Source organism: Bradyrhizobium aeschynomenes (assembly GCF_013178945.1).
Taxonomy (GTDB): domain Bacteria; phylum Pseudomonadota; class Alphaproteobacteria; order Rhizobiales; family Xanthobacteraceae; genus Bradyrhizobium; species Bradyrhizobium aeschynomenes.
Window position 1 is genome coordinate 158,780 of the sequence record NZ_JABFDM010000004.1, and the last position, 17,794, is coordinate 176,573.

Annotated in this window: 11 protein-coding genes; all 11 read right to left on the bottom strand. The window is 68.2% G+C overall.

The annotated features are described in order from the left end of the window. Nucleotides 1–121: 121 nt before the first annotated feature. Nucleotides 122–445 (bottom strand): thioredoxin, encoded by a 324-nt coding sequence (gene trxA, locus HL666_RS13730; protein WP_006611141.1) that lies wholly within the window; start codon nucleotides 443–445, stop codon nucleotides 122–124. 99 nt (nucleotides 446–544) lie between these two features. Next, nucleotides 545–4,018 carry a double-strand break repair helicase AddA gene (gene addA / locus HL666_RS13735; protein WP_172181927.1) on the bottom strand — a complete coding sequence of 1,158 codons (3,474 nt, stop codon included), beginning with the start codon at nucleotides 4,016–4,018 and terminating at the stop codon, nucleotides 545–547. Continuing rightward, entirely contained in the window at nucleotides 4,012–7,158 is a 3,147-nt protein-coding gene (gene addB / locus HL666_RS13740) for a double-strand break repair protein AddB (RefSeq protein WP_172181929.1), read from the bottom strand. The genes addA and addB overlap by 7 nt, the downstream gene beginning before the upstream one ends. 451 nt (nucleotides 7,159–7,609) lie before the next feature. Beyond that, nucleotides 7,610–8,332 carry a nucleotidyltransferase family protein gene (locus HL666_RS13745; RefSeq protein WP_172113559.1) on the bottom strand — a complete coding sequence of 241 codons (723 nt, stop codon included), beginning with the start codon at nucleotides 8,330–8,332 and terminating at the stop codon, nucleotides 7,610–7,612. Nucleotides 8,333–8,485: 153 nt separating this feature from the next. Beyond that, a complete protein-coding gene (locus tag HL666_RS13750; RefSeq protein WP_172113558.1) occupies nucleotides 8,486–8,791 on the bottom strand; it encodes a PilZ domain-containing protein in 306 nt (101 codons plus the stop codon). A gap of 255 nt (nucleotides 8,792–9,046) precedes the next feature. Next, entirely contained in the window at nucleotides 9,047–10,576 is a 1,530-nt protein-coding gene (tsaE, locus tag HL666_RS13755; protein WP_172181937.1) for a tRNA (adenosine(37)-N6)-threonylcarbamoyltransferase complex ATPase subunit type 1 TsaE, read from the bottom strand. Beyond that, nucleotides 10,573–13,080 carry a sensor histidine kinase gene (locus tag HL666_RS13760; protein ID WP_172113556.1) on the bottom strand — a complete coding sequence of 836 codons (2,508 nt, stop codon included), beginning with the start codon at nucleotides 13,078–13,080 and terminating at the stop codon, nucleotides 10,573–10,575. Before HL666_RS13760 ends, tsaE begins: the two co-directional genes overlap by 4 nt. A 193-nt stretch (nucleotides 13,081–13,273) precedes the next feature. After that, on the bottom strand, nucleotides 13,274–13,732 hold the full coding sequence (dut, locus tag HL666_RS13765; RefSeq protein ID WP_172113555.1) for a dUTP diphosphatase: 459 nt from the start codon (nucleotides 13,730–13,732) through the stop codon (nucleotides 13,274–13,276). After that, a complete protein-coding gene (gene coaBC, locus HL666_RS13770) occupies nucleotides 13,729–15,156 on the bottom strand; it encodes a bifunctional phosphopantothenoylcysteine decarboxylase/phosphopantothenate--cysteine ligase CoaBC (protein ID WP_172181939.1) in 1,428 nt (475 codons plus the stop codon). Before coaBC ends, dut begins: the two co-directional genes overlap by 4 nt. A gap of 272 nt (nucleotides 15,157–15,428) precedes the next feature. Next, a complete protein-coding gene (ubiB, locus tag HL666_RS13775) occupies nucleotides 15,429–17,003 on the bottom strand; it encodes a 2-polyprenylphenol 6-hydroxylase (protein WP_172181940.1) in 1,575 nt (524 codons plus the stop codon). Further along, nucleotides 17,000–17,761: a bifunctional demethylmenaquinone methyltransferase/2-methoxy-6-polyprenyl-1,4-benzoquinol methylase UbiE gene (gene ubiE / locus HL666_RS13780; RefSeq protein WP_172132534.1), complete on the bottom strand. Its 762-nt coding sequence runs from the start codon at nucleotides 17,759–17,761 to the stop codon at nucleotides 17,000–17,002. The genes ubiB and ubiE overlap by 4 nt, the downstream gene beginning before the upstream one ends. Between the last annotated feature and the right edge of the window lie 33 nt (nucleotides 17,762–17,794).

Consider the following 17,794-nt stretch of genomic DNA (forward strand, 5'->3'; position numbering starts at 1 on the left):
CGGGAGGGCGAGCGATGAGCACGGGCGGGCATGGCGGCATCCGAAAACGCGAAAACATACCCCTCAACGCAAACGGCCGGCGAATCCGCCGGCCGTTCGAGAAAAATCCTGGTTCGAATCGTCACATCGACGACGAGATCCACTGCTGCAGCTTGGCCTTCGGCGCGGCGCCGACCTGGCGGGAGGCCATCTCGCCGCCCTTGAACACCATCAGCGTCGGGATCGACATCACGCCATACTTCGATGCCGTCTTCGGGCTCTCGTCGACGTTCAGCTTGACGATCTTGACCTTGTCGCCCATCGCGCTCGCGATCTCGTCCAGGGCAGGGGCGATCATGCGGCACGGACCGCACCATTCGGCCCAGAAATCGACCACGACCGGACCGTCGGCCTTGAGCACTTCGCTTTCGAAATCGGCGTCGGAAACCTTGGCTACGGCGGCCATGGAATTTACCTCGTTGGGTTGGAGGGAGCGGCACGGATGCGCCGCCTCAGCGTGGGTGTCAAAGTATGAATGGGCTGTTGCCGGGTCAAGCGCGCTCACTCAGTCGTGCTGGGATGGCAGCATGGCGTCCAGCGCGGAGGCTGGAAGCTCCATGAATTCAGGGGCTTCGGTCCAGAGCAGGGCGGCCCGGACGGCTCGTCCGGGGTACAACTGGCCGAGCACGGCGCGGTACAAAGCGAGCTGGCGGACATAGGCCTCGGGCACCTCGGCCAGCTCCGAGGGCGGCTGCCGGTTGGTCTTGAAGTCGACGATCAGCACCTCGGCCTCCGTCACGACGAGACGGTCGATCTGGCCGGACACCAGCGCGCGCGGCTGACCGGGGAGCGCCAAACGGCCGACGATCGAGACCTCGGCCCGGCTGCCGGGCGCGAACACCGCGGCAAAGCGCGGGTCCGCGATCACCGCGAGCACGCGGGCGGTGAGCTTGTCGCGCTCGTCCTCCGGCCAGTCCGCCGCATTGCGCAGGAGATAGCGCAGCGCGGCCTCGCGCCGCCGCTCCGGCGGCACGTCGGGCAGCGACTGCAGCAGGCGGTGCACCAGCGTGCCGCGCTGCATCGCGAGGCTGCGCGCGGCCAGCGATTCGCCTGATCGCACCGGCCGTTCGTCCGATCCGGGATCGGACGGCCGGAGCACGGCGACGTCATCCGGCGGCTCGATCGCCGCCGTGCGCAACCAAGCCGGCAACTCGACGGCTGTCTCCACCATCTGCGGCGCCTCGTCCTTGGCGGTCTCGGCGATGTCCTCAGGCCGCGCGTATCGCTTGACCGGTCCGTCCTCGGTCTCGATCACCTCGACCTGCAAGCCCGCCGCATCGAGGCCGCGCGCCATCAGGTCGTACCAGCTGCCGCCGCGGACGTTATTCATGTTGCCCGGCATGCAGCCGCCGATCACCAGCCGATCCGCCGCGCGGGTCATCGCGACGTAGAGCAGCCGGCGATATTCGTCCTCGGTCTCCTTGAGCATCGCCGCGCGCGCCGCCACGACGGTTTGCGGATCGTCGGCCTTGCGGCCGGCCCAGACCACGATCTCCCGTTCGCCATGCGGCACGTGGATCAGCCGCAGCCGCTGCGAATCCGCCGGCGACGAGGTCGTATCGACCAGGAACACGACCGAGGCTTCGAGGCCCTTGGCACCGTGCACGGTCATCACCCTGATCTCGTCGCGCGAGATCTCCATGTCGCGCTTCACCTCGGTGTCGGCGGCGCGCAGCCACGCGATGAAGCCCTGTAACGAGGCCGGCGCCTTGCGCTCGTAGGACAGCGCCAGCTCGAGAAATTCGTCGAGCGCGTCATTGGCCTCGTGGCCGAGCCGCGCCAGGATGCGGCGCCGGCCGCCATCGCCGCCGAGCAGCCAGGCATAGAACGCGAACGGCGTGTCCTCAGCCGCGCGGCGCTCGCATTGCTGCAGGCGTCGGACGACGGCCTGCAGCCCCGGGTCATCAGCGGCATGCGCACTCAGCGCCTCGCGCAAGCTGCCGCGGCGCTGCCAGGCGAGCTTGAAGAGATCGTCATCGTCTAGGCCGAACAGCGGGCTCTTCAGCGCGGTGGCCAGAGCCAAATCGTCCTGCGGCAGCAGCAGCGCGTCGGCGAGGTTCATCAGGTCGATGATCGCGATGTGCTCGGTCAGCTTTAGCCGGTCGGCGCCCGCGACGGGAATGCCGGCGTGCTTCAGCGCCTGAATGACGGCATCGAACGCGGTGCCGCGCCGGCGCACCAGGATCAGCATGTCGCCATAGCTCAGCCGCCGCCGTGCGCCGTCATGGCCGGTCATCGTGCCGACGCGGATCAGCCGCTTGATCTCGGCCTGGATGCGCCGGGACAGCTTCACCTCCGGGCTGGTCACCGAGACGCCGTCGAACGGCGCGCGCCAGCCCTCGATCTCCTTGCGGTCGTCGCGCTCGCACAACGACCACAGCTCGACCAGGCTCGGGCCCGCGTCTGTCAGTGCGTTGTGGATGGGGTAGCCGATATCGGGCGAATGGATGCTGCTGTAGACCTCGCGCTCGCGGAACACGTGATCGACCGCGTGCAGCACCGTCGGGCCGGAGCGGAACGAATAGGTGAACGACACCGGATCGAACAGCAGCCCGGCGTCGGTGAAGCGCTTCTGCAACTGACGCCGGCGCGCGTCGAATTCGTGCGGGTCGGCGCCCTGGAACGAGAAGATCGACTGCTTCTCGTCGCCGACCGCAAAGATCGTCCGCGTCAGCCCATCGCGTGCGCCGGCGCCTGAGGTGAACTCCTCGATGATGTGGGCGACGATGTCCCACTGCCTCGGGCTGGTGTCCTGCGCCTCGTCGATCAGCACGTGATCGACGCCGCGGTCGAGCTTGTAGTGCACCCAGCCGGCGGAGACGCGGTTGAGCATGACGAGCGTCTTGTCGATCAGGTCGTCATAGTCCAGGAGTCCGCGCTCTTCCTTCTCGCGGCGATAGTTCGCCGCCGCCGCGGTCGCGATCTGCAGCAGCGCCTCGGTGCGGTCGCGGACCACGGCGGCGCGGCGCTTCTCGATCAGGCGGTCGAGCCTACGCGCCTCCGCGTCGAACAGACCGGCAAGGCCGGGATTGCTCTCGGCGAACTTCTTGGTCAGCACTGATTTGCGCGGTTCCTTGTCGTCGGTGAGGAACACGCGAAGATACTCGTCGACCTGATCGCTGCCCGAGAACGCCAGCGCCGCGCGCAACTGATCGGCCTGCTTCTGGTCGGTCTTGGCCCCGCCGTCGAGCCGCGCGGCGATATCCTTCCAGTCGGCGCGCGGCAGATTGGGACCATCGAGAATGTCGCGCTCGATCGCCTCCAGCGTCTCATCAGCGCCAATGCCGAGCACCTCGCCGAGCTGCTGCGCCGCGACCTCGACCCGTCCGGCGCCATCGGTCCAGGCCATGAAATGATCGCGGCTGAGACAGGCGTCGCGCACGACCTCCTTGAAGGTCGAATCCGCTGCATTGGCCATCGCCACCTGCAGCGCGCGGCCGACCGCGCTGTCCGGCGCCCGTGCCGCATCCAGCAGCACCTTGAGATTGGCGCGCTCCATCATCTCGGTCTGGTCGCGCTCGTCGAGCACCGAGAACCGCGCCGGCACGTTGGCCTCGAACGGAAACTGCTGCAGCAGCCGCGTGCACAGCGCGTGAATGGTCTGCACCTTCAGCCCGCCCGGCGTCTCCAGCGCGCTGGCGAACAGCTTGCGCGCCGCCGCCCGCAGCTTCTTGTCGGACGTCAGAATGCCGGTGGACTTGATGGCGCTGTCGAGCGCGTCGTCGTCCAGCGTCACCCAATGGCCGAGCGTGGAGAATACGCGCTCGGCCATGTTGGCGGCGGCCGCTTTGGTGAAGGTGATGCAGAGGATCTTCTCCGGCGGCACGCCGTCGAGCAGCAGCCGGATCACACGCTGCACCAGCACATGCGTCTTGCCCGAGCCGGCATTGGCCGACACGAAGGCGGACGCCGCCGGATTCGACGCGCGCGTCTGCGCGTCACGCACGGCCTGCGGAATGGGGCGGGGCGCCTTCACCATTCCTCCACTCCCAGGCCGCCGGCCGCCGACCATTCCTTGATGCGCGCGAGGTCGTCATAGCTGCCGTAGCGGTTGGCCCACATCGACAGGTTCAATGAGGTGTAGCCCTGATTGACGTCCTCGAAGCTGCGGATCAGCTCTTCCAGCTTGGCGCGCGCCTCCTGCGCCGCCTGGTCCGGATGCTGCGGCGTGTCGCTCTTGTTGATTTTCAATTCGAGAATGCGCTCCTCGCCCGGCGGATTGTTGCCGGACAGCCTGACATAGACGAGCTGGCTGATCAGGCTGCCGGCCGGAATGCCCTCGAAGCCGCCCTCGCGCAGGATCGCGGCCTCTAACGTGAGTTGCGGCGACAGGCCCATGCGCACCTGCTTGGCGGTCGGCGGCTGTCCCGTCTTGTAGTCGAGGATGGCGTAGGTGCCTTCGGCCCGCTGCTCGATGCGGTCGGCGCGCGCGGACAGCATGAAGGTGCGGTCCTTGCCGAGCGGAATGCCGATCTCGCCGCGGATCTCCGCGGTGATCGCGCCGATCTGCTCGCGGCGCGCGGTCTCCCATGCTGCGAACCAGCCGGCGATGCGCTGGAAGCGCGGCCACCACAGCGCCCGCGCCTCGGGCCGCTCCATCAATGGCGCGAAATGCTTCTCGCCGATCACGCGCAGCGCATGCGCCGGATGCAGCGGCAGCACCTCTGCATAGGTCTGCGTGAATTCGCCGATCGCTTCGTGGATCGCCGAGCCGCGATCGGCGGCCGACAGCGGCATGTCGACGGGATCGAGCGGATCGAGGCGCAGGATGTAACGCGCGAAGATGGTGTAGGGATCGCGCAGCCAGTCTTCGATGGCAGTCACCGACATCCGCAGCGGACGCGCCTCCAGCGGCGGCTTCGGCGCCGGCTGCTCGACCGGCTTCACCTCGCGGGGCTGATCGAGCACCTCGGCATAGCGCACATAGGTCTCGCCCCGTGCCTCCGCCGCCTTCCAGCGCTCGGCACCGGCGACGGCTTCGAGGCGATGCAGGAAGCGCGAGGCCACGGCCGGCGCGCCGCCGGATTTCGCCGCATGCGTCAGGATCACTTCGGGCGCGCCGAGCAACTGCGCGAAGTCATGCGCTGATAGTCCGATGCGGCGCTCGGGCAGATCGAGGCCGAGCTGATGCCGCATCGGCCGGCTCAGCCAGGGATCGATGCGCGGCGCCGGCGGCCAGATGCCCTCGACGAGGCCGCCGATGATCATGCGGTCGGCCTGCATCAGCCGCGCTTCGAGCGGACCATAGATCTGCAGCTGCGCGCCGTGGCGCTCGGGGCGGCGTACCGCGCGATCGGAGAAGGCGGTGTGGAACAGGTCCGGATAATCCGACAGCGGCGCCATCAGGCCGCAGCGCTCGCCGGAGGCGAGGAGATCGTCGAAGCAGCGCGCCAGCGCCGCGCCGTCGCGGTCGGTGAAGGCGGTGGTGAGAGCGACATCATCGGTCGACAGGGCGATCAGCACCTCGCGATGCCGAGCGGCGAGCTCGGCGAAGTCCTGCGGGCGCGGAGAAGCGAGATTTTCCAGCGGTGCGAGCGCTGCCTGCAATTGCGCGATCAGCGCGCCGGCCTGGTCGAGCTGCTCTGGCCGGAGCCGCGCGCGCGGCTCGGCACGGTGCAGCGACGATGCTTCGCCCTGGTGCAGCTTGGTGTGCTCGTCACGGAAACGCGCGAAGTCGCGCGCCAGACCGCTGGACCCCGCTTGAGGTCGTGTCCCGCGGAGCAGAGCGAGCTCCAAGGTCTCGATCGCAGTCTTCCAGCCAGTCGCGGCGCGGCCGAGCCGGCACAGCGGATGCTTGAGCAGCGCCAGCAGCGTCGGCGGCTCGAGGCCGCGCGCGGCGGCTTCGGCGGCAAGGCGCGCGAAGATGCCGGCCGGCGTTTCCAGCAGCGCGTCACCGCCGGAATCGTCGAAGGTCAGGTGCCAGCGCGTCAGCGCCGCCATCACGCGGCGCGCCAGCGCGCGGTCCGGCGTCACCAGCGCGGCGGATCTGCCGAGATGGCGCGCCTCGCGCATGGCGGTGGCGATCGCCAGCGCCTCCATTTCCGGATTGGGTGCAGGGACCACGGACAGATTGTCCATCGCTTCGGCGATGTTGGCGGCGATGTCGAACTGGCGCAGCCGCTCGTGCCACACCGCGGTCGCCTCCGACGGCCGCATCGCTTCCGAAATCAGCACCTCGCGGCCGCCGCGACCGGGAGGCACGAGTCGAATGACATCGCGCCGCTCCAGGCCGAAGCGCTTGAGCAGCAGGTGCATCGCATATTGCGGATGGTTGACCGCGGGCGGCGTCAACACGCGGCCCGCGCGATCCCGGGCGCCACCGATCGAATTCCACGCGGCGTCGTCGAGATCGGTGTCGAGCCCGGGCAGCACCACGGCGCCATGCGGCAGCTTGGCCACCGCGAGCAGGAATTTTGCAGTCGCCGGCATCGAGCCGGTGGAGCCGGCAGCAATCACCGGGCCGTCCGGATGCGCCGAGAGCCGCGCGGCCTCGGCGGCGATCAGGAGATCGCGCCGCGCGGCCGGCTCGATCCGCTCGATCTCCTGAAGATAAGCCGGCCACGCCGTGCGCGCGATGCGCAGGAACTCCAGCGAATATTGCCAGTATTTGTCGAGCTGATCGGGCACCAGCGCGTCGAGCGCGTCCCACGACACGCCGCGCGTCACCATGTCGTCGATCAGACGCGCGAGGTCTCCGGCCAACGCGAGCGTCGAGGCGGGACCGCCGATCACCAAAGGCGCTGAAACCGGTGTCTTGGCCCAGGCCGCGACCAGCCGCGCCAGTGTGAGCCGGCGCTGCAGATCGTCGAGCCGTTCCGGGATCTCCAGCGGTGCTGGCCCGAGGAACGCGTCGCGATCCTCCGCGAAGGCGAGCTCGTCCTCGTCGATATCGCCCAGCGCGACAAGCCGCGGCAGCACTGCGGCATCGGTCTTCAGCTCGTCCAGGAACATCTCGCGCGCAACGCGGAGCGAACGGCGGGTCGGCAGATACAGCGTCGCCGTGGCGAGCCGCGCCGGGTCGCTGCGCGCCTCGAAGCCGTCGACCAGCCGGCCGTCCACCAGCGCCGCGATCACGCTGCGCAGGAACGGCGCCGAGATGGGAACGGTGAAGACGCGCATGGCCTGCGATTCGCGGGTTGTCTGTGGGCGTCTATATAGGGAGCGCGGCGCGCAAGGTCATATCGGGGGTGTGGATGGGTGTTGATAGGTGCGGGCGGCGCGCAACGGTGCACGGTCGCCGTGATTGCCCGGTCAGGCGCGGCAGTTCTTCCTGGCGCGAGGCGTACCTTCCGGTCAGCGTGTCCCCCACCGGCGTCAGTGAGTTGATCAGGCGGCATCCTTACATTCGGTGTCGTCCCGGGCAAGCCTTCGACGGCGCGCAGCGCGGTCAGAGGCGCCGACCCGGGATCCATAACCACAGGCTTGGGTTTGTTGCGGGATGGTCACGACGAGCCGTCGCAACACGCCCGCCGGTGGCTATGGGTCCTGGCTCTGCGCGCTGGCCTCGCTGCGCGACGCCAGCGCTTGGCCGGGACGACACCGAACTTGAGGAGACGGCGTCGGCCAAATATTACGCCGCGCTCTCCAGCAGCGCCTCTTCCGCCTCGATCACCGCAGCCGGCGTGCCGACATGCATCCAGACGCCTTCGAGGCGCAGGCCATACAGGCGGTCCTGCTCATTGGCCTTGTCGAACATCTTCGTCAGCGAGAACTCGCCCTTCGGCGCGCCGTCGAAGATCGCAGGCGAGATGATCGCCGCGCCGGCGTAGACGAACGGCACCACCTGGTGCTCCCTGCGTTTGCGCAGGCTGCCGTCGGCGAGCATGGCGTAGTCGCCGAGGCCGGAATAGCCGATCGAGGTCGCAGTCGGCGCCATCAGCAGCATGATATCCATGCGCTCGGGGTCGAACGCATCGGCGAGGCGCGCCAGATTCTGGCGCACGCCCTCGATCCACATCGTGTCGGAGTTGACATGGAAGAACGGCGCGTGGCCGAGCAGCGGCAGCGCCTTGACGACGCCGCCGCCGGTGCCGAGCACCTGGTCGCGCTCGTCGGAGATGGTCACGCGCGGTGAGCTGCGCGTCGCCGTGTGTTCGATGATCTGGTCGGCAAGGTAATGCACATTGACGACGGCCTCGGTGACGCCGGCATCGGCCAGGCGGTCGAGCACGTGGTCGAGCAGCGGACGGCCGGCGACGCGCACCAGCGGCTTGGGCATCGTCTCCGTCAGCGGTCGCATGCGCAATCCGAGACCGGCGGCGAGGACCATGGCTTTGTGCGGCTTGACGGGCATTTTCGGACAATCTCGATCAGAAGTGGCGCGAGCGAATCATAGCACGTGAAAAAGTGCAACGTCTCGATCGGCTGCGATAGCCCGGCCCGATGACGAATATGCGACGGAGGCGCTGGCCGTCCCCGACACAAGATGACGCAGGCGGCGATCTGATCAGGCCTCGGCGGTGGCGCGCTTGTTGCTCTTCTTCTTGCCCTGCTTCAGGAAGGTGACGCCGATCTGGTCGCCATTGACCCAGGCCAGCTCGCAGCGCCGATAGGCGAGGCCGGTCGACGACAGCAGCAGGAAGAATTCCTTCAGATGCAGGCCCTCGACGGAGCCCTCGACCGTCAGCTTGGCGCCGGTCTCGGAGACGTCCTCGATGGTGCAGTTGCGCCGCCAGGTGCCGTCGATGCCCATCATGAAAGCTGGAATGCCGCGCTCGAAGACGACGCGCTCGCCCTTCATCCGCTCTGCCATCGCAACCTCCATTCCGCACGGCGCCAAGCGCCGCGAGGGGCAAGGTAAAGGGGGATGGCTAAGAACCGGTAAAGCTACGGGGTGTGGTTTGACGCGGAGCCGCCGCCCACACCCCCGTCGTCCCGGCCTTGAGCCGGCCCATAGCCACCGGCCGTGGTGAGGCGGTCAACTGCCAGTCCCGTCCCTCGATAGCGTCCGCGGTATGGGTCCCGGCGTTCGCCGGGACGACGGCCTTTCTGTAGGCGCGATCGTGCCTCAGCTCACGCCCGCCGGCGGCGGCACGTTTGCGGCGTACCACGCCCGCACCGGGTCGAGCGCGGTGTGCGCCAGCGAGCGGTGCAGATAGTCCCAGATGCGGGGCTGGTGCTTGAGGTAGTGCGGCTTGCCGTCGCGGCGGTTGAGGCGGGCGAAGGTGCCGAGCAGGCGGGTGTTGCGCTGGGCGGAGAGGATGGCGTAGTCGGCATGGAAGGCGTCGGCGTCGAAGTCGGGGGATGCGGCGGCCCGGGCGGCGACGTATCGGGCGAGCAGGGTCTGCTCGATGTCGGCCGGGACGTCGATGCGGGCGTCCTGGGCCAGCGACACGACGTCGTAAGCGGGCGGGCCCATCACCGCGTCCTGGAAATCGATCACGCCGACTCGTGCGATGCCCTCGCGCGCCGGGAGCCACAGCAGGTTCGGCGAGTGATAGTCGCGGATCACCCAGGTCTTCTTGCCGGCAAGCGGTGCCTCCAGCAGGTCGCGCCACATCTCCAGGAATTCGGCGCGCAGCACCTGCGAGGGTTCGACGCCGCGGTCGGGCAGATACCATTCGAGCACTAGACTGATCTCGATCAGCATCGCGTCGATGTCGAAGGTTGGGACCGTGTAGGTCACCTGCGGCGCCAATGGCAGCACCGACGGCACGTCCTGCCCATGTAGCGCGGCCAGCAGATCCGTCGCAGCCTCGTAGCGTTCGACGATCGGCCGTGGCGGATCGCCTTCGATGACGCCCTCGCGGCCGAGGTCCTCGGTGATGAGAAAACCATGATCGAGATCGGCGTCGTTGATCTTCGGCGCGGAGACGCCACGCGCGCGCAGCGCGCCAGCCATCGCCACGAACGGGCGGACGTCCTCGGCGAGATGCACCGCGCCGCTATAAGGCTTGCCGTTGTAGATCGCCGGACCATCGGGCCGCTTCGGCGAGTTCATCAGGATGAAGACGCGCTCGCCCTTGTGCAGCCGTGCATAGGAGCGGGTCGAAGCATCGCCCGCCATCCGCTCGCGGCGCGATTTGGCGTGACCAGCTTCGGTAAGGAATTCGCGCAAGACCTTGAGCCGCGCGACCACAATGGCTGCTCCGCCGCTGCCGGTGATCTCGGCGCTGCGGGCAGTGTCACCCTGCGCTGCATCATGGCGGAGCGCGATGTCGATCCGATCTGTCGGCAGCGTCGTGCCGGCGCGGTCCGGCCATTCGACCAGCACCACCGTGCCATCCGGCAGTGGCGACAGGCCGATCTCCTCCAACTCGGACGCATCGCTGATGCGGTAGAGATCGGCATGCACCAGAGGGAAGCTCGGCAGGTCGTAGCTCTGCGCCAGGGTGAAGGTCGGGCTGGGCACCTCCAAATCGTTGTCGGAAGCAAGATAGCGGATCATCGCCCGCGCCGCAGCGGTCTTGCCGGCGCCGAGATCGCCCGTCAGCGTGATCAGCACGCCCGGGCCGATCAGCAAAGCGAGGTCGGCCATCAGGGCGGCGGTTGCGGTCTCGTCCGCCAGCGCGGTCGTGAATGTCTGTCGGTCGGTCATTCCGCAGCGTTGCGTTGCGCGATGTGGTCGGTCGGGAAGTCACAGGTGACCGTGGTGCCCTTGCCGACCACCGAATCCATCCGCACCTTGCCGCCGTGCAACTCGACGAAGGAGCGCACCAGCGACAGGCCGAGCCCGGCGCCGCGATGGCGCGAGCCCTGCGAGCGGCTGACGAACCAGTCGAACATCTGGTCCTTGATATCGGCCGGAATGCCCGGGCCGGAATCCGTGACCGCGAAGGCGACGCTGTGATCGGTGCGGCGGGCCGACACGATCACGGTCGAATCCTGCGGCGAGAAGCCGACGGCATTGGCGAGCAGATTGTACAGCACCTGCACGACGCGGCGCTCGTCGCCGACGAAGCTGCCGACGTCGGCGGCGACCTCGACCTTGAGACGGATACGGTCGGTGGCGAGCCGGTCCTGCACGCCCTCGGCGGCGGCCTCGATCGCCTTGGCGGCGTCGACCGGCCCGAGCTCGAGTTTCATGGCGCCGGCATCGATGGTGGCGAGGTCGAGAATGTTGTTGGTCAGCGCCAGCAGTGCGTTGGTCGATTTGGTGACGTAGTCGAGATACTCGGCCTGCTTCGGCGTCAGCGGCCCGGTCGACGGGTCGGACAGGAAATGCGCGAAGCCGATGATGGTCGTCAGCGGCGCGCGCAGCTCGTAGGACACGTGGTGGACGAAGTCGATCTTCATCTGCCCGGCGGCTTCGAGCGCCTCGTTGCTCTCGCGCAGGGCCCGCTCGACATTCTCGGTGTCGGTGATGTCCTGGAAGGTCAGCATGGTGGCGCCGTCGGGCAGCGGCCGGCTCATGCAGTCGAGCACGCTGCCGTCCTTGCGCTCGAGCTTCAGCGCGACATCGAGTCGGTTCTCGATCGAGGTGATGGCCTCGCGGATCGTGCGCCAGGCGACGCTGTCGTCATAGAGCGGGCGGCACCAGGATTCGACGGTGTCGATGTGCGGATGCTCTCGCAAGGAGTCCGGGGACAGCCGCCACATCTTTGCGAAGGCCGGATTGAACAGCTCGACCCGGCCGTTGCTGCCGAACACTGCAACGCCCTCGGCGAGGCTGTCCAGCGTCTCGCGCTGGACCCGGATCAGGCCGTCATAGCGGCGAGCCAGCGCGAAGCTCTCGGTGACGTCGTCGAACAGATAGGTGACGCCGCCTTCCGGGTTGGGCGTGGTGACGACCGACAGCGCGCGTCCGTCCGGCAGAAACCAGGTGTCCTTGGCGGCTTCGACCGCGCGATACGCCTCGTGCAGCTTGGCCTTCCAGGCGCGGAAGTCCGCCTGCTCCGGCAGCTTGCGCGACGCGCGCAGGCGGTCGAGCACGGAGGAATCATCCGGCTGGCCGTCGAGGAACGTCGGATCGAGATCCCAGAGCCGGCGGTAGGAGTCGTTATAGAAGGCGAGGCGACGCTGGCCGTCGAATACGGCAACGCCCGACGACAACTGGTCGAGCGTGCGGCGGTGCGCCTCGTGCATGCGCACCAGCGCGTCGGTCAGCGCCGCGACCTCGCTGGCGTCGATGGCGACCCCGGCACTGCCGCCGCCGAGCGTGAAGGCGCGCACGTCGTGGATGCGGCGCTCGCCGCCCATGACGATCGGCAGCCGTCCTTCGAAATGTCCGCCGACGCCGAGCGCACGCTGCAGGTCGGTACGGTCGGCGGAATCGAGCAGCTCGAGATTGCGGCTGATCGCATCGGGGATGTCGCGTGCGTCGGCGGCGCGGGCATAGGCAGCGTTGACGTAAGACAGCGCGCCGTTGGGCTGCCGTGCCCAGATCGGCCAGGGCAGTGCCGACGCCAGCGCGCGCAGCGATTCCGTCTCGTCGCCGAGCGCCTTCAATCTGATCTGGGTCTCGGCGAGCTCGCGGCGCAGGCCCGAGAGCTCGCGCATCCGCACGATGGCCTGGCCGCCGATGGCACGTCCCATCACCTCGATCGCATGGCCATGCGAGGTGGTGAGATTGAGCATGAACCCCTCACCCGCCTCGCGCAGCGCCTCGACCGCGCGGTCGAGCTGCAATGCGGGCTCCGGCGGCAGCCAGGTTCCAAACGCGAGAATGCGCTGCGGCTGATCGGATGGTACCAGCATCGAGGTGTCGCCTGAGATCTGCGGACGGTGGCCGCCGGCAGGCCAGGCGATCAGGATCTGCGGCTCGGCGAACAGCAGCGCGCGGTAGCGGTCGGCCTGCAACTGCAGCTCGGCGACGTCGGCGCGCAGCCGCGCCTCCTTTCGCGCAGCAGCCAGCCGCGTGCGCACCAGCGCGATGGCCGCGACCACGGAGAAGCCGAGCAGCGCCAGCATCGCCGTGACCTCGGCGACATCCTGGCGGCTCAGCTCGAACAGCGTTGAGATGGTATCCGCTGGCACGCCGTCGCCTGCGAGGCCCGGCGTTGCCGGCGCGAGCGCAGTCGCAGCGAGCCCCATCAGCCCTTTGCGCGCGAGTGACGTGCACGACAGCAGCGTCTGACGCATCACCACGATCACGCCCGACATATTTGCCCCAAACCGCACGAAGTTCCGCGCGGCGCCGATATCGCGTCGACCGCGCCGTTTCACGAATCAATCAACAATAACCGCTTCGGGACTCCAGCGGTAAGAGTCCAGACCGTGAACGGTGGTTGCACGGGATGAAAATGCGTTCATCGATGGGCATAGCCGAGTCGGAACTGTGGCGAAGTCCCGTAGTTCAACGGCCCGTCGAGCCGAAGCCGCCGCTGCCGCGCGCCGTCTCCGACAGGGTCGTCGTGATCGCGAGCTCGGCGCGCACGACCGACGCGATGACCATCTGCGCGATGCGCTCGCCGCGCTTGATCGTAAACGGGTCCTGGCCGTGATTGATCAGCAGCACGCAGACCTCGCCGCGATAGTCCGCGTCGACCGTGCCGGGTGAGTTCAGTACGGTGACGCCGTGCCGCGCCGCGAGCCCCGAGCGCGGCCGCACCTGCGCCTCGAAACCGTCGGGCAGTGCAAGCGAGAGTCCCGTCGGCACCATGACGTGGCGGCCGGGGCCGAGCACGACGGGCGCATCCGCCGGAACCGCGGCGAGCAGGTCCATGCCGGCGGCATGTGCGGTCTGGTAGGCCGGGAGCGGCATGCCCTGGCCATGCGGCAGGATCTGAACGTCGATCGCGATGGTCTGGCTCACGCAGAAGGCCCCACGGTTCTGGCGATCTCGGCGACCAAGGCGGTCGCAACCTCGTCCTTGGTCATGATCGGCCACGACGCGACATGGACGCCGTCGGCGTCCTTCGTCAAGAGATGCACGGTGTTGCGGTCACCGCCCATCACGCCGGTCGCCGGCGAGACGTCGTTGGCGACGATCCAGTCGCAGCCCTTGCGCGCGAACTTGGCTTTGGCGTTGTCGATCAGATGCTCCGTTTCGGCCGCGAACCCGATCACGAGGCTCGGGCGCTTCTCCGTGAGTTTGGAGATGGTGGCGAGAATGTCCGGGTTCTCGACCAGCTGCAGCGGCGGGATCGCCTTGTCCGTCTTCTTGAGCTTCTGGCCGCCTGCGTTGGCGACGCGCCAGTCGGCCACCGCCGCGGCGAAGATCGCGACATCGGCGGGCAGCTCGGCCTCGACGGCCTCGAGCATCTGCCGCGCCGATTCGACATGCGTCACCCTGACGCCCTTGGGATCGGTGAGCTCGACCGGCCCCGCGATCAGCCGCACGTCGGCGCCCGCGGCCTGCGCGGCGGCGGCGATCGCAAAGCCCTGCTTGCCGGAGGAGCGGTTGGCGATATAGCGCACCGGGTCGATCGGCTCATGCGTCGGCCCGGCGGTGATCAGCACGCGGCGGCCGGCGAGCGGGCGCGGCACTGGCGGCTTGAGCATCGCGACCACGGCGTCCGCAATCTCGGTCGGCTCGGCCATGCGGCCGACACCGGCCTCGCCCTTCTCGGCCATCTCGCCGGCGTTCGGTCCGATCATGTGGACGCCGTCGCGCTGCAAAGTCGCGGCATTGCGGCGGGTCGCGGGGTTGCTCCACATCATCGGGTTCATCGCCGGCGCCAGCAGGATCGGCCGGCTCGCGGCGAGCAGGATCGCGCTGGCGAGATCATCGGCCGCGCCCTGCGCCATCTTCGACATCAGGTCGGCGGTCGCGGGTGCGACGACAATGAGATCGCAGTCGCGCGCCAGCCGGATGTGGCCGACGTCGAACTCGCTGCGTGCGTCGAACAGGTCGGTGAACACGCGGTCGCCGGACAGCGCTGACGCCGCGAGCTCGGTGACGAACTGCGTGGCCGCTTTCGTCATGACGCAGCGGACCTGGATGTGGCGCTCCCGGAGGCGCCGGATCAGGTCGAGCGATTTATAGGCCGCGATGCCGCCGCCGATGATCAGGGTGACGCGCGCCTCGCGGGCAATGCCGGGGTGCGGGACGTGCGGTTCGGGAGGGGCGGCGGGAGGCGGCGGCGCTGACGGTGGCTCCGACGGATCGACCGGTTCGATCAGCGCGCGCAGGATGACGCGGACTTCCTCCTCGACGGAGCGGCCGTTCTGCGCGGAGCGCACGCGGAGGTAGGTTTTGAGAGAATCGTCGAGTTTGCGGATGGTCAGGCTGGCCATAACCGCCTCCCAGCATTGCCCTTATGAAGGCAATGCTAGCAGAAAATGAATGCAGTGCAATCAGAAGGCGGCCCATGGAGCCCAGCTCTCAGCTGCCGTCATTCCGGGGCGCGCGCAGCGCGAGCCCGGAATCCATAACCATGAAAGGCTATGGTCGCGAGATCGCAGTGGCGCCCGTCTTCGTCAAACGACGGCTCGGGGATATGGATTCCGGGCTCGCCCTTGCGGGCGCCCCGGAATGACCCCGTGGAGAGGGCGGCGCTCTCGTCGCATCAAAGCCTGAGCACCGCGAACAGGATGCCGATGAACGTCAGCGCGATGACCCATAGCGCGATGGCGCGCCAGCGGCTCTTCTTGCCTTCGGTGCGGCCCATCGCGGCGATGGTTTCCGGCGACAGGCGCAAGCCGTCGCGGGTCATGGTCTCCATGTGCTCCAGCACGGCGGCGGCGCGGGCGGCGAGCACGGGCAGGGTCGCGCTGAGCCGGAGCAGGTCGCCGACGCCGGACACGGCGCCTTCGATGCGGCCGAGCGGGCCGAGATTGCGCTCGATCCACTCGCGCACCACGGGGTCGGCGACCTTCCAGATGTCGAGCTTGGGATCGAAGCCGCGCGCCACGCCCTCGACCACCACCATCGTCTTCTGCAGCAGGATCAGCTCGGGGCGGGTGCGCATGTCGAACAGGCCGGTGACCTCGAGCAGCAGCGTGAGCAGCTTGGCCATCGAGATCTCTTCGGCCGTGCGGTTGTGGATCGGTTCGCCGATGGCGCGGATGGCTTGCGCGAAATTCTCGACCGAATGGTGCGGAGGCACGTAGCCGGCCTCGAAATGCACCTCGGCGACGCGGCGATAGTCGCGGGTGATGAAGCCGAGCAGGATTTCGGCCAGGAAGCGCCGCTCCTTCATGCCGAGCCGGCCCATGATGCCGAAATCGACCGCGACGAGGCGTCCCTGCTTGTCCAGGAACAGGTTGCCCGGATGCATGTCGGCGTGGAAGAAGCCGTCGCGGAGCGCGTGGCGCAGGAAGCTCTGGATCACCTTGCGGCCGAGATCGGGCAGGTCGACATTGGCCTGCGCAAGGCGGACGTGGTCGTTCAGCGCAATGCCGTCGATCCACTCCATGGTCAGCACGGTGTTGGCGGTCCGGTCCCAATCGACCGCGGGCACGCGGAAGTCGGGATCGTCCTTGATATTTTCCGCCATCTCGGACAGCGCGGCGGCTTCCAGGCGAAGATCCATCTCCATCGCGACCGAGCGCGACATCGTGTTGATGACCTCGACCAGACGCAAGCGGCGCGCTTCCGACGAATGCGCCTCGGCCTTCTCGGCGACGAAGAAGAAGTCCGCGAGGTCGCGGCGGAACCGGGCTGCGACGTTGGGCCTGAGCACCTTGACCGCGACCGCGTGGCGGATGCCCTCGCGCTCGACCTCGCCACGATGCACCTGCGCGATCGACGCGGCCGCGACCGGCGGGCCGAGCGAGGCGAACAGCTGGCTGATTGGACGCTCGAGCGCGGTGGCGATGACCGCCTCGGCCTCGGCCTGCGGGAACGGCGGCAGCCGGTCCTGCAGCGATTCGAGATCGCGCGCCATGATGACGCCGACGACGTCGGGCCGCGTCGCCAGGAACTGGCCGAGCTTGAGATAGGCTGGCCCCATCCGCTCCAGCGCCCGCGACAATCTTGGCCCGGACTTGGCGCCGGGACGCTCGACCAGGCGCGCCAGCTTCAGCGCGAGCTGGCCGGGCGGCGGCGCCAGGCTGGGATCGACGGCGCCGAACACGCCCTCGCGCGCGAACACCAGGGCGGCCCGGGCGAGCCGCGTAATATGAGTGAGTGCGGAGATCACAAACGCCAGCCGGAATGAAGCGCGACGATGCCGCCGGAGAGGGTCTGCCAGGACACGCGCGAGAAGCCGGCAGCCGAGATCATTTCGGCGAAAGCGTTCGGTCGCGGAAACTGGCGGATCGATTCGACGAGGTAGCGATAGGATTCGGCATCGCCGGTGACGGCGCGGCCAAGCTGCGGGATCACGTTGAACGAGAACAGGTCGTAGAGCCTGTCGAGCCCGGGCACCTCGACGGTCGAGAACTCCAGGCACAGGAAGCGGCCGCCATGCTTGAGCACGCGATGGGCCTCGGCCAGCGCCAGCTCGATCTGCGGCACGTTGCGGATCCCGAACGCGATCGTATAGGCGTCGAAAGAGCGGTCGGGGAAGGCGAGCTTCTCGGCATTGCCCTCGACGAACGAGACCTTGTCCTCGAGATACTGCTTCAGCGCGCGCTGGCGGCCGACCTCGAGCATGTCGCCATTGATGTCGCAGACGGTCGCATGGAAGCCTGCGCCGGCCTTCTTGGCGGCGCGGAAGGAGATGTCGCCGGTGCCGCCGGCGACGTCGAGCAGCGCGAACGGCGCGTCGCTCTTCGGCGGGTTCAGCGTGTTGATCATGATGTCCTTCCAGACGCGGTGCAGCCCGCCGGACATCAGGTCGTTCATCAGGTCATAGCGGGAGGCCACGCTGTGAAACACGTCGTTCACCAGCGTCTGCTTCTCGCCCAGCGGCACGTCCCTGAAGCCGAAATGAGTGGTCTGGTCCGTCTGATCCATCACCCTTACTCCGATACGGCACCATAGCGCCGG

Coding starts and splice junctions, on each gene's coding strand:
- trxA (WP_006611141.1), bottom strand. CDS start 445: ATGGCCGCCGTAGCCAAGGTTTCCGACGCCGATTTCGAAAGCGAAGTG.
- addA (WP_172181927.1), bottom strand. CDS start 4,018: ATGGTGAAGGCGCCCCGCCCCATTCCGCAGGCCGTGCGTGACGCGCAG.
- addB (WP_172181929.1), bottom strand. CDS start 7,158: ATGCGCGTCTTCACCGTTCCCATCTCGGCGCCGTTCCTGCGCAGCGTG.
- HL666_RS13745 (WP_172113559.1), bottom strand. CDS start 8,332: ATGCCCGTCAAGCCGCACAAAGCCATGGTCCTCGCCGCCGGTCTCGGA.
- HL666_RS13750 (WP_172113558.1), bottom strand. CDS start 8,791: ATGGCAGAGCGGATGAAGGGCGAGCGCGTCGTCTTCGAGCGCGGCATT.
- tsaE (WP_172181937.1), bottom strand. CDS start 10,576: ATGACCGACCGACAGACATTCACGACCGCGCTGGCGGACGAGACCGCA.
- HL666_RS13760 (WP_172113556.1), bottom strand. CDS start 13,080: ATGTCGGGCGTGATCGTGGTGATGCGTCAGACGCTGCTGTCGTGCACG.
- coaBC (WP_172181939.1), bottom strand. CDS start 15,156: ATGGCCAGCCTGACCATCCGCAAACTCGACGATTCTCTCAAAACCTAC.
- ubiE (WP_172132534.1), bottom strand. CDS start 17,761: ATGGATCAGACGGACCAGACCACTCATTTCGGCTTCAGGGACGTGCCG.